General features: G+C 57.7%; 11 protein-coding genes and 1 tRNA gene. 4 read left to right on the forward strand and 8 right to left on the reverse strand.

Features of this window, described 5'->3' with window-relative positions; all coding sequences use genetic code 11:
• Nucleotides 1-149 precede the first annotated feature (149 nt).
• From IC235_RS21820 to IC235_RS22530, 3 genes are all read right to left on the reverse strand, one after another.
• A tRNA-Cys gene (locus IC235_RS21820) sits at nucleotides 150-220 on the reverse strand.
• Nucleotides 221-334: 114 nt separating this feature from the next.
• Nucleotides 335-2,428: a 30S ribosomal protein S1 gene (rpsA, locus tag IC235_RS21825; RefSeq protein WP_191007339.1), complete on the reverse strand. Its 2,094-nt coding sequence runs from the start codon at nucleotides 2,426-2,428 to the stop codon at nucleotides 335-337.
• 19 nt (nucleotides 2,429-2,447) lie between these two features.
• On the reverse strand, nucleotides 2,448-2,573 hold the full coding sequence (locus tag IC235_RS22530; protein WP_262892833.1) for a hypothetical protein: 126 nt from the start codon (nucleotides 2,571-2,573) through the stop codon (nucleotides 2,448-2,450).
• Between the two features lie 133 nt (nucleotides 2,574-2,706).
• On the opposite strand from IC235_RS22530, the gene IC235_RS21830 reads away from it, so the two are divergent.
• The 3 genes from IC235_RS21830 (at nucleotide 2,707) to IC235_RS21840 (ending at nucleotide 4,279) form a co-directional block, all read left to right on the forward strand.
• Nucleotides 2,707-2,967: an AbrB/MazE/SpoVT family DNA-binding domain-containing protein gene (locus tag IC235_RS21830; protein ID WP_191007340.1), complete on the forward strand. Its 261-nt coding sequence runs from the start codon at nucleotides 2,707-2,709 to the stop codon at nucleotides 2,965-2,967.
• On the forward strand, nucleotides 2,955-3,290 hold the full coding sequence (locus IC235_RS21835; RefSeq protein ID WP_191007341.1) for a type II toxin-antitoxin system PemK/MazF family toxin: 336 nt from the start codon (nucleotides 2,955-2,957) through the stop codon (nucleotides 3,288-3,290). The genes IC235_RS21830 and IC235_RS21835 overlap by 13 nt, the downstream gene beginning before the upstream one ends.
• Nucleotides 3,291-3,409: 119 nt before the next feature.
• Entirely contained in the window at nucleotides 3,410-4,279 is an 870-nt protein-coding gene (locus IC235_RS21840) for an alpha/beta fold hydrolase (RefSeq protein ID WP_191007342.1), read from the forward strand.
• Nucleotides 4,280-4,390: 111 nt separating this feature from the next.
• On the opposite strand, the gene IC235_RS21845 is transcribed toward IC235_RS21840, so the two are convergent.
• From IC235_RS21845 to IC235_RS21855, 3 genes are all read right to left on the reverse strand, one after another.
• The gene (locus IC235_RS21845; RefSeq protein WP_191007343.1) at nucleotides 4,391-5,626 is read right to left on the reverse strand and encodes a DUF3298 and DUF4163 domain-containing protein; all 1,236 of its coding nucleotides are present in this window, start codon (nucleotides 5,624-5,626) and stop codon (nucleotides 4,391-4,393) included.
• Nucleotides 5,627-5,883: 257 nt separating this feature from the next.
• A complete protein-coding gene (locus IC235_RS21850) occupies nucleotides 5,884-6,675 on the reverse strand; it encodes a M28 family metallopeptidase (RefSeq protein ID WP_191007344.1) in 792 nt (263 codons plus the stop codon).
• 89 nt (nucleotides 6,676-6,764) lie between these two features.
• On the reverse strand, nucleotides 6,765-8,084 hold the full coding sequence (locus IC235_RS21855; protein ID WP_191007345.1) for a DUF3298 and DUF4163 domain-containing protein: 1,320 nt from the start codon (nucleotides 8,082-8,084) through the stop codon (nucleotides 6,765-6,767).
• 121 nt (nucleotides 8,085-8,205) lie between these two features.
• Here IC235_RS21855 and IC235_RS21860 point away from each other — a divergent pair, with 121 nt between their 5' ends.
• Nucleotides 8,206-9,021, forward strand: a complete 816-nt coding sequence (locus IC235_RS21860) for an FkbM family methyltransferase (protein ID WP_191007346.1) — start codon at nucleotides 8,206-8,208, stop codon at nucleotides 9,019-9,021.
• A 211-nt stretch (nucleotides 9,022-9,232) separates the two neighbouring features.
• Here IC235_RS21860 and IC235_RS21865 read toward each other — a convergent pair whose 3' ends face one another.
• Both IC235_RS21865 and IC235_RS21870 read right to left on the reverse strand, forming a co-directional pair.
• Nucleotides 9,233-10,300 carry a fatty acid desaturase family protein gene (locus IC235_RS21865; RefSeq protein ID WP_191007347.1) on the reverse strand — a complete coding sequence of 356 codons (1,068 nt, stop codon included), beginning with the start codon at nucleotides 10,298-10,300 and terminating at the stop codon, nucleotides 9,233-9,235.
• Between the two features lie 60 nt (nucleotides 10,301-10,360).
• Nucleotides 10,361-10,855, reverse strand: coding sequence for an HNH endonuclease (locus IC235_RS21870; protein ID WP_191007348.1), 495 nt, complete (start codon nucleotides 10,853-10,855; stop codon nucleotides 10,361-10,363).
• Between the last annotated feature and the right edge of the window lie 377 nt (nucleotides 10,856-11,232).

The raw sequence follows: 11,232 nt of genomic DNA on the forward strand, positions 1-11,232 counted from the left end.
CTAACTTCCATTCCAGGTCACTTAATTCATGGCGACGCATAGCCCAAAATTAACCCTACACTGTCCACACACCCTAGTTTAGTTTTTTCATAAAAGCAGCAATCCCCACCGTAAGCAACTAGCTTACAGCGGGGATTCTTTTTTAAAAGAGGTGACGGGCGGATTCGAACCGCCGTAGGAGGTTTTGCAGACCTCTACCTAGCCACTCGGTCACGTCACCAGTAGTGGTCTTTGGGGACCGCAAAGGTAAGCAGCCGGACCGGAGTAGGCAAGGATAGCGCATAAAAAAGCCCCGGCGTTGCTGCCGGGGCTCTTTCTTATTCAAAACCAAGCACTACGCTTTGGCTTCGTCGTCCTTCTTATCGGCCTCGTCGACGGCAATCAGGTCTTTGGCTTTGTCAACCAGGTCACCGGCTACTTCCGACGCTTTGGCGAAGGTTTCCGAGTGGGTTACGGCATCTACCGCGTCCGAAGCGGCGTGCTTCACCGTGTCGAGGGCCGCTGCTGCCGCACTGCTGATGTTCGCCAGCAGGCCACCTTCTTCGGCGGCCGGGGCAGCGGGAGCATCGGCGGGCTTAGCAGCGGCCGCAGCCTTTAGCTTCTGCTCGCCGGCCTTGCGCTCGTTGCCCATCATCTGGTCGCGCAGAGCGCTCAAGGCATCCAGGTCACCGAGGGTCGACTTCTCGTCGGCTGGCTTCTTGAGGTCGCTCATTTTGCCCTCGCCCTGGGAATCACCACCTTTGGCGTTGGTTTTCTTCTTGAACTTGGCGTTGCGGCTGTCGTCCTCGGCCGCGGCAGCTTGGTTGTACACGGCGGTGTGCGAGAGCACAATCCGACGGTCGTCCTTCGAGAACTCCGTTACGCGGAAGTCCAGCGCCTCGCCGTTTTCGGCGGTTGAGCCGTCTTCCTTCACCAAAGACTTGGGGTAGGCAAAGCCCTCGATGCCGTACGGCAGCTCGAGCACGGCGCCCCGCTCCGACTTCTCGGTGATGGTTGCCCGGTGAACCGAGCCGGGGGTGAACACCGACTGGAACGTATCCCAGGGGTTTTCTTCCAGCTGCTTGTGGCCCAGGGCCAGGCGACGAGCGCCCAGATCCAGTTCCAATACCACCACGTCCAGCTTGTCGCCCACCTTCACCACTTCGGAAGGATGCTTGATTTTCTTGGTCCACGACAGATCGGATACGTGCACGAGGCCGTCGACTCCTTCTTCCAGCTCAACGAACAAGCCGAAGTTGGTCAGGTTGCGCACGAGGCCGCTGTGCTTGGTGCCCACGGCGTACTTGTCGCCGAAGTCGCCACGCGTCCACGGATCTTCGGTCAGCTGCTTGATGCCGAGGCTCATCTTGCGGTCTTCGCGGTCGAGCGTCAGGATCTGCGCTTCCACCGTGTCGCCCTGCTTGATGAAGTCCTGCGGGTTGCGCAGGTGCTGGCTCCAGCTCATTTCCGACACGTGGATGAGGCCTTCGACGCCCGGCACCACTTCCATGAACGCGCCGTAGTCGGCCACGTTCACGATGCGGCCCGATACTTTCGAACCCGGCTGCAGGTCGGCCGGCAGCGAATCCCACGGATGGGGGGTCAGTTGCTTCAGGCCCAGCGAAATACGCTTCTTGGCCTCGTCGAAGTCTAATACTACAATGTTCAGCTTCTGATCCAGGGTCAGCACTTCGCTCGGGTGCGCGATGCGGCCCCACGAGATGTCGGTGATGTGCAACAGGCCGTCGACCCCGCCGAGGTCGATGAACACGCCGAAGTTGGTCATGTTCTTGATGTTGCCTTCCAGAATCTGGCCTTTCTCCAGGTTGTTGAGGATGGCTTCGCGCTGCTTCTCGAGGTCTTTCTCGATGAGGACTTTGTGCGAAACCACGACGTTGTCGAAAGCGGAGTTGATTTTCACCACTTTCACTTCCATGCGGCGACCCACGTAAATGTCAAAGTCGCGAATGGGCTTCACGTCGATTTGCGAGCCGGGCAGGAAGGCTTCGACGCCGTCGAGCTCCATGATGAGGCCGCCTTTGGTCCGACGCTTCACGATGCCTTCGAGGATGGTATCCAGCTCAAGGGCGTCGTAGATGGCTTTCCAGGCCTGCTTGATTTTGGCTTTCTTGCGGCTCAGGATGAGCTGGCCGTTGAGGTCTTCCTGATCTTCGATGAATACTTCCACCTCATCGCCGATTTTCAGGTCGGGCAGGTCACGGAATTCAGTAATCGACACCAACCCATCAGACTTAAAGCCGATGTTCAGGATTACGTCGCGGTCGGTGATGCCAACCACAGTGCCCTTCACTACTTCCTCTTCCTGAACGGTCGTGAGTGTGTCGCCATACATCTTCTCCATCTCGGCCCGCTGGTCTGCCGAGTAGTTTCCACCAAAACCGGTGGCTCCGACATTGTCCCAGTCGAAATCGTCAACTAATTCTGCCATAATAGCTTTTGGACTCCTCTTAGATTAACGTAGCGGCCGGGGCCCGGGCCAGTACGCGGTTCTGGTTGAACACCTTGCCGTTAGTTAGCAAGGCCCGCCACCCTGGCGGGGGCGCAAAGGTACGGGTTCCGGGGCGGTTTTGCACGCAAGTATTCGCTTTATTGTTACTACTTGAGTGCAAAGATCAAAACGCTGAGGTGCTGGGCAAAGGGTCCATTGACTGCATAGACACCCACAATCAAATTCTTTTGTACATACTTTGTACGTACATTTACACCATGCACACCCGAATCATCCGTGTAGGAAACTCCCAAGGGATTGTACTTCCTAAGAAGCTTTTGCAACAATACCATCTTAGTGGCGCAGTAGAATTACAGCCCATGCCCGAAGGCCTGCTCATTAAGCCAGTGACCAGCTCAACCCGACAAGGCTGGGAAGCGCAGATGCAAGCTGCTGTAGCTGCAGGACAAGAGCCGGCAGGTGAGTTACTGGAAGGCTTCTCAGATGGAGTATTTGAGGAAAACGAATGGCAATGGTAACCGCGCCGCTTCGCTTTGAGGTATGGCTGGTGAATCTGGACCCCACGCAGGGCAGTGAAATCAATAAGACGCGGCCGTGCGTGGTAATCTCGCCCGACGAGTTGAACCGCTACCTACGCACGGTAACCATCACCGCGCTCACCAGCAAGGCACGTAGCTATCCGTCACGGGTGGATTGTCAGTTTCAAGGGAAAGACGGGCAAGTGGCGTTGGACCACATTCGGTCAGTTGATAAGTCGCGGCTGGTGCGCAGGCTCGGCGCGCTTTCACCCCTCACAGCGCAAGTGGTTTGTGCGAGGCTGCTCGAGTTGTTCGCGTATTGATTCTGCTCAGCCATCAACCTATTTGCTTGTCTCCACAACCTTAACCATACGCCGTGCAACTTTACCTGGTACTGCGTAGTAAAGGAGCAAAGTCAATTCACCCAAAATTCCTCTACCTCATGGCCTATTTCAAAGCAGGCAACGACGCGGCCGGTAACCCGGTTAATATTTTCTACGAAGACTGGGGCCAGGGCAACCCCGTGGTCCTAATTCACGGCTGGCCGCTGGACCATACCATGTGGGAGCACCAGGCCATTGCGCTGGCGAAAGCCGGTTTGCGGGTTATTGCCTACGACCGCCGCGGCTTCGGCCGGTCGTCGCGCCCCTGGACGGGCTACGACTACGACACCTTTGCCGCCGACCTCAACGCCTTGCTGGAAGAATTGAATCTGCACCAGGTAACGCTGGTCGGCTTCTCGATGGGGGGCGGCGAAATCGCTCGCTACCTCGGTACCTACGGCGACGCCCGGATTGCCCGCGTGGCTTTCGTGGGGGCCGTGACGCCCTTCATGCTGCAAACCGAGAACAACCCCGAAGGCGTGCCGCAATCGGTATTCGAACAAATCGGCGATGCCCTCCAGCAGGACCGGTTCGACTTCCTGCAAAACTTTGCCAAGAGTTTTTACGGTGTGGGCATGATCAGCCACCCGGTGAGCCAGGCCGTGCTGGACTGGAACTTCACGGTGGCCTCGCTGGCAGCACCGAATGCTATCCGCGGCTGCGCGGTGGCGTTTGCCAGCACCGATTTCCGGGACGACTTAGCAACTATCAAGGTGCCCACGCTCGTCATTCACGGCGATGCCGACGCGACAGTGCCCTTTGAGGTCAGCGGCGAGCGGACCGCCAAGCTGATTCCGCACGCTGAGCTGAAAGTGTACAAGGGCGCACCACACGGCTTATTCTTCACCAACAAAGATGAATTGAACCGCGACCTGCTTGCTTTCACCAGCCAGCAGGAGCCCGTTGCTTTATTGCAGCAAAACGAATAAAAGCGCTCAACGACCACAAATCAGTACGCACGTTGAAGCAACCAGGTACTTGGGTGCGACGACAAAGGCCCAATGAACAGGCAAATCTCGTTCGTTGGGCCTTGCTATTGGTTATTGGTTTTGATTTGCCGGCGCTTTGCTTAAAAGACCCGCGGCGGACGGTACCATCAACGGCTGTAGGTTAGCCTGCGAGATGAACAAGCTGATTTCGCCGTCGGCGTAGCTCGCAATCTCGTACGGGGCATAGACAAACACGGCGCCGCCACCGGTGAGGCAGACATTGCGGGTGACCGGCATGGTGCCTACGTTCAGCCGCTCTTCCAGTGACTGGCCGGTAATATGCAGCGTGCGGCGTACGGCCTGCTCGAGCAATTGGCTGAGCTGGGCTTCCGTGCCCGGCCGGAAAATGTCGGCAAAGCGCAGGTGCTGGCCGGTGCGGGTGTCGTAGGTGACAACCTGGGTGCCGTAGCCACCGTGCGCCCCACCGCTGTAGCTGTACGTGTAAAAGGCCAAGCTGAGCAACGGAGCCTGGTTCCAGAACACGTAAGTTGCCTGATGCTGCTCGTAGTTCAGCCCGTAACCAAAGGGAGTTTCCGGCGATTCCTCACGCAAATCGCGGCGGGCCGCTTGGGCGTCCTCACGGTAGGTTTTCTGGTAGTCGGTGCGCTGCCGGGCCCAGAGCTGGGGCAGTTGGAGCGCGGGCTGGTTGGGCAGCGAGTCGCCGCGCAGGTCGTGCAGGATGTTGGCAGTCAGGGTCGGGGTGGGCACCTTGGGTAGCAAGGCCTGGAGGCTAATGCGCGCGACCGGCGACTTTGCTATTCCGGGGAAGGCGATGATGGAATCGGTAAAGCAGCGCACGGCAAACGCCAGGCTCTTGAGTGGCTGAGCCTCCTGCAGGCGAACTGGCTGATTATTGTAGGAGCCCGTCAGGATACGTCCTTGACGGAGCAGACGCCACGTGGGGCCTTCCTGCTGGTCGTTGGCGAGTTCCGGGCTGACGTCGAACAATAGTACGCTATCAGCAGGAGCTGAGGAGCGGCCGGCTACCGAAGAATGGCCAACCAGCTTATAAGGGTGACCATCGGCGCGATGGTAGCTGGCAACCAAGTTGTCCGTTCCGAAGTCACCACCTTGGTGGGGCCGTTGCAGCAGGTGGAGCGTAATGGTGTCGGCAGAGCCCGGTAGCAGGCCTTGGTAGATACGGTACGACGCGCCTGGCGAGTCGCTGAGGACCACCCCCGATATGGCCGGTGGCGCCGTGGTAGTGGCGGGTTGAGTATCAGAATGGCAGCCCGGCAGTAGCAGCCCAACGGCCAGGGCTACCGTCGCACCAGAGAAAAAGCGCATTGGCAGACAATCGTAAGAATTAAGAATAACGGGGTCGGCGGGATTGTCCAGCCCAGCGCAGGGCCTGGTCGAGAAGTTTACGGAGTCGGGCATCGGTGTCGAACTGGAAGAAGTCAGCACAGTACAGGTGCTGGCTGGGGTGGGCAATCGGGAATTCGTTCTATTACCCGAAGCCAAGATCAGCCCTGCTCGGGCGTCTCCCTAAGCACTCTGCCAAAATTTGAGTGGTTTTCATCGTTCAGCATCCTGCTTTTATTTTATTGCTGATCAAACGCCAGGTAAGTACTCCAGACCGTATTGGCCACCAATTGCAGAGCGCTTTCCTGCAAATAGTCGCTTCGGTCGCTGGGCTGATGGTAATGTTCAAACAGGGGAGCTTTGGTCAGTATCTGGTGTAAAGCCGGCGGATTGACCTCAGTGGCCAGGGCATTATAATAATGCCCAGCTACTTCCAGGTCTTGGCTGGAAATACAGGTAATACTGAAAGCATCTTTTAATCCCGCCCGACGAAAAGGCATATGATCGGAGGTGAGAGTTAGCAAATCGTCGAAACGGTGGCTGGGTAAGCTCAGCAGCCGGCACTGTTTTTCCAGGGCCGACAATAAACTTCCTTCCGACTCCGTCTTCAGCGGCCACAGGGCCAACTGATCGCCCCGACCGACCATCTCGAAGTTATACAACCCCTTCATGCCCTGATAGCCAAACTCCGATACGTAAGCCTGGGAGCCCTTTAGCCCGCATTCTTCTTCGTCGAAAAAGAAAAATTGTAAGCCCAGCTGCCGAACATTGTACTGCTGCAGCCTTCTCACCAATTCCAGCGTAACGGCGATGGCAGAGGCATTATCGTTAGCTCCGGGGCAATTCGGCACCACATCGTAATGGCTACTGATTCCAAGGCAATTAGGGGTACTGGCTTTGACGAAAAGGTTGATACCGGTGCGGTAAGTATGCACCTGAAAGGGAACCTCCCAAGCTTCCAATAGCTGGCAAATGTTCTCGCGCCGCTGCGCATGCGACTTCCCTTCCAGCTCTTTGATTATTTCAAGCATATTTCCAACTTACAAGCGATGGGAATGATGGGATTCTTAACGGACCAAGTGACTGTGATGAACAAGTTGTGCTTGTTATTGCGCCTATACTATTGAGTTGAAAGCGTTCTGCTTAAAAGGCCGGCTGTGGACGGTATCAGCAACGGCTGCAGGTCGGCCTGTGAGATGAACAAGCTGATTTCCCCATCGCCATAGCTCGCAATCTCGTACGGGGCATAGACAAACACGGCGCCGCCGCTGGTGAGGTAGACGTTGTGGGTAACCGGCAGGGTTTCCACATTCAGCCGCTCTTCCAGCGACTGGCCGGTAATATGCAGCGCACGGCGCACGGCCTTCTCAAGGAGTTGGCTAAGTTGGGCCTCGGTGCCGGGTCGGAAAATGTCGGCAAAGCGCAGGCGCTGGCCGGTGCGGGTGTCGTAAGTGGCGACATCGGTGCCATAGCCGCCGTGCGCCCCGCCCTCGTAGCGGTACGTGTAAAAGCCTAAGCTGAGCAGCGGCGCCTGGTTCCAGAGCACGTAAGTTATCTGGTGCTGCTGGAACTCGTAATACGGGAAGTCCTCGGGTGATAGCGCAGCGAGCAGCATATTGCCGGGCTTGGCCTGGACTTTTTCGAAGTAGGTTTTCTGGTAGCTGGTGCGCTGCTCATCCCAGATCTGGGAGAGTTCTGGGGCCGGATGGTTGGGCAGCGCGCCATTGCGCGCCCGCAGGTCGCGCATGATGTTAATACTCAGGGTTAGGTCGGGGGAAGGCGACTCGAACGGCCAGGGCTGGACAGTGCGCTGCTTGGGTAGCAAGGCCTGGAGGCTGATGCGTGCGACCGGTGACTTTGTTATTCCAGGAAAGGCAATGATGGAATCGCTAAAGCCGGGCGCCGCAAAAGCCAAACTATTTAGCGGAAACGCTTCGCGCAGGCGAATTGGCTGGCCATTATGAGTTCCTACCAGGGTGCGGCCCTGGCACAGCAGACGCCACCTAGGGCCGGCCTCCGCCCGGGCGCGCGCGTCTTCCTGGCCGACGTCGCCCCACAGCAGGAGGCTGTCGGCCGAGGCTCTGCCGACTAGTTCATAGGGGTGGCCATCGGCGCGGTGGCAACTGGCGTATAGGCCGGTTGTTGCGAAGCCGCTGGCGCGCTCTTGGAACAGGTGGAGCGTAATGGTATCAGGGGAGCCCGGCAGGGTGCCCTGGTAGATGCGGTAGGCCCCCGTCCAGACCGTCTCACCTAGCTCTGGCTCACGCCGCAGGATATTCTGGTAAATGCGGTACGGCAGGCGGGGCAAGTCGGCGCGGACCACTCCCGACGCACCCGGTGGCACTGCCTTAGTAGTAGCAGCGGGTTGGGTATCAGAATAGCAGCCCGATAGTATCAGCCCAACGGCCAGGGCCACCGCCGCACCAGAAAAAAAGCGCATTGGCAAACAATCGTAAGAGTTAAGAATAATGGGTAGCGCCGCGAAAACCCTAATCTTTCCGTTGGGCCGTAGCTTTGGCCCGTCGGGCTCCTGCGGGGCCAAAGTTATTCAGGCGTTTTACATGAGCCTTGCTTCTTCCCTATCCAAGCTGTCTTTCTGCCGGCGAATTGCGCGCACGCCCAACACGTTTCTACGGCTGGTGCTGCATAGCAAAGCAGCCGCGCGGCCGGGGGCCGACGTTACCCCGAGGCAAAAAGGTGAAGCGACTGAGTACCTGCTAAAGCTGGCGAACGCTCCTCATCCCACCGCTTTGCGGCCCTACGCGGGTGACTTGAAAATTCTCTACGAAATTTTCTGGCAGCAATCGTACGACTTGCCCCAATTACGGGCCGGGGTCTTTCGCACCATCGTGGATGTGGGCGCCAACGTGGGCCTGGCCGCGCTGTTTTTCTTACAGAAATTCCCGGTTTCCCGGCTGGTTTGCGTGGAGCCGGAGCCCGCCAACTTCCGCCTGCTGCAAAGCAATTTACGGGGTACGCCGGCGGTGCTACGGCAAGCGGCGTTGAGCGCAACCGATGGCACGGTGAAAATAGACTCGAGCCCACAAGCATACAACGCTAAAGTGAGCGCCGAAACCGGCACCGTGGAGGTTGCAGCCATTTCCATGGATACCTTGCTGCAATCGCAGGGCCTGAGCTGGGTCGATTTACTAAAAATCGACATTGAGGACTACGAGCAGGAAGTGTTTGCCGGCCCGGTCGATTGGCTAAAGCAAGTAGGCACCCTGCTTATCGAAATCCATTCGCCAGCCAGCTACGCGGCGGTGCGGCGGGCGGTACAGGCGCAGGGCTTCACCTGGGAGCAGGCCACCGGCAAGCCGGTCGACAGCGGCCTGTTCGTGGCACGTAATCCGAAAATTGCCACTGGGCAGGCGTAAAGCTGATTACCCATGATGCCTCGCCATGACGGCTTACCAGCCCGGTTCTTACGTTCTTAACTCGGCCGCGGCTTGTGTGCATCAATAACTTCCTGGACTTACCGGCCCGGTCCTTTCCTAACCCCAAAAACAAAGACCTTCCCCAGACCAAATTACGGCCCAGGGAAGGTCTTCTAGCTTTCACTAGCGGCAAGCCAGAAGCTAGCTACCGTCAGGCGGCGCGGCCCATCTGCCGGAGAAAGCCTACGTGCGAAGCAATGGCTGAGCGGGTACGGGCGTAATTATTGTACGTGACGTCGAATTCGGCGCATACCTGTTGCACAATCTTACTGATGGCCGGGTAGTGCACGTGCGAAATCTTGGGGAACAGATGGTGCTCAATCTGGAAGTTGAGCCCCCCTACCAGCCAGCTAACTATCTTGTTATCGGTCGCAAAATTGGCGGTGGTGCGCACCTGGTGAATGGCCCACTCGTCTTCCAGCTTGCCAGTGCCTACGTGGGGCACGGGGAAGGCGGCATCCTCAACGGTGTGGGCCAATTGGAACACCATGCTCAGCACGAAGCCCGCCACGGCCGTGCTCAGGAAGAAACCCGCCAGCCAGGGCAGGAAACCCAGCGTGTAGATGGGCAGCACCACGTAAAGCAGCAGGTTCAGGGCTTTGAACGCCCAGAAGCTCACGTGCTCGCCGGTGTTCATGGGCTTGAGATCGATGGCTCCGATTTGGCGGGTGAAGTACTTCTGGTAGTCCATGGCGAAGATCCAGGAGGTGTAGAGCATGCAGTACAGGGCCCAGAAGTAAAAGTGCTGGAAGCGGTGCAGCGAGTGCTTGGGCTGGTCGGGCGTCATGCGCATCCAGGGCTGAATGTTGATATCGTCGTCGTGGCCCTCGATGTTGGTATAGGTGTGGTGAATGAGGTTGTGCTTGGAGTTCCACATGTACGGGCTTCCGCCGAGCACGCCCAGGGTGTAGGCCGCTAGCTTGTTCACCCAAGGGAAGCGCGAGAAGCTGCCGTGGGCGCCGTCGTGCATCACGTTGAAGCCAATGGCCGCGATAACGCAGCCGAGCAGGGCGCTTTCGAGAAGGGCCCAGCCGGCGGCGGGGGTGAAAAACACCAGATGCACGTAGAGGGCCGCCATCAGGCCCACCAGCAGCGCGGCCTTAAGTAAAAGGCCGAAGTCACCGGTCATCCGCTGTCCGGACTCTTCAAAGTATTGATTTATCCGGTTTTTGAGCTCGGCGTGAAACGAGCGAGTAGCAGCGAATTTGGGTAAGGCCATGGGCGGTTATATGAGGGAAGCTCAACAAATATACCCTCTCCCAACGCCATATACCCGAGCTTAGTTTAGATAGGCGTGCCAATTCTGGTCGATTGTGCCTGCCGAGAGCTTAAGAAAACCAGCCAGCGTAGGCTTTTTGGGCTGCTGCCGGATGGTCATACCGGCCTCGTTGGGCGTATGGTGGCCTTTGGCGTGGTTGCAGCGGGCACAGGCCGTGAGCAGGTTAGTCCACGACGATTCTCCGCCGCGGGAGCGCGGCACCACGTGGTCGAGGGTTAAGTTTTTGGTCGAGCCGCAGTACTGGCACTCGAAGTGGTCGCGCTTGAAAATATTGTGGCGGCTGAGCGCGATGCCTTTGTAGGGGACGCGCACGTAGCGCTGCAAGCGAATAATGCTCGGCTTGGGATATGCGTGGGAAATAGTGCGCAGGGTGCCGTGCTCCGACTTAGCCACCATTTCAGCTTTGTCGAGGAATAAAAGCACAAACGCCTTTTGCACGCTGCACAGGGTAATGGCGGTATAGTCGCCATTCAGCACTAATACTTTTTGGTCCATACACGCTTCGGGCTCGGATAACCCGCCGAAAGCTAGCGGTTTCCTGTCGCATAAACAAGCGTTGAAGGGTTAAGTTCACCGAAGCTCCGCGCTAGTTGTGAGACGGAGCCAAAGGAACCTTTCGCTCCTGGTGACTGCCCTGGAGATGTGGCAAGGGCTTAACTCCCGCATGGAGCAAAGATTACTCTAGAACAGCTCTCCGGTCCGGGTAGTGGGCGCAGACGTGGAAACCTCACCCCCAGCCCCTCTCCACAGGAGAGGGGAGCCAGGCGACAGAGAATATGGAGCGGAAAGCCACGCTTAGAGCGGTTTTGCAGTTAATGTACACTTTTTCCTGCATTGCGTATGCAGGTTAATGAAAGCGTATTCGGACGATT

The organism is Hymenobacter montanus (assembly GCF_014699115.1).
Lineage (GTDB): Bacteria > Bacteroidota > Bacteroidia > Cytophagales > Hymenobacteraceae > Hymenobacter > Hymenobacter montanus.

Bases quoted from the DNA above. Each gene is read 5' to 3' on its own strand.
- IC235_RS21850 (WP_191007344.1), bottom strand. From the start codon at position 6,675: ATGCTTGAAATAATCAAAGAGCTGGAAGGGAAGTCGCATGCGCAGCGG.
- IC235_RS21865 (WP_191007347.1), bottom strand. From the start codon at position 10,300: ATGGCCTTACCCAAATTCGCTGCTACTCGCTCGTTTCACGCCGAGCTC.
- IC235_RS21855 (WP_191007345.1), bottom strand. From the start codon at position 8,084: ATGCGCTTTTTTTCTGGTGCGGCGGTGGCCCTGGCCGTTGGGCTGATA.
- IC235_RS21860 (WP_191007346.1), top strand. From the start codon at position 8,206: ATGAGCCTTGCTTCTTCCCTATCCAAGCTGTCTTTCTGCCGGCGAATT.
- rpsA (WP_191007339.1), bottom strand. From the start codon at position 2,428: ATGGCAGAATTAGTTGACGATTTCGACTGGGACAATGTCGGAGCCACC.
- IC235_RS21835 (WP_191007341.1), top strand. From the start codon at position 2,955: ATGGCAATGGTAACCGCGCCGCTTCGCTTTGAGGTATGGCTGGTGAAT.
- IC235_RS21845 (WP_191007343.1), bottom strand. From the start codon at position 5,626: ATGCGCTTTTTCTCTGGTGCGACGGTAGCCCTGGCCGTTGGGCTGCTA.
- IC235_RS21830 (WP_191007340.1), top strand. From the start codon at position 2,707: ATGCACACCCGAATCATCCGTGTAGGAAACTCCCAAGGGATTGTACTT.
- IC235_RS21840 (WP_191007342.1), top strand. From the start codon at position 3,410: ATGGCCTATTTCAAAGCAGGCAACGACGCGGCCGGTAACCCGGTTAAT.
- IC235_RS21870 (WP_191007348.1), bottom strand. From the start codon at position 10,855: ATGGACCAAAAAGTATTAGTGCTGAATGGCGACTATACCGCCATTACC.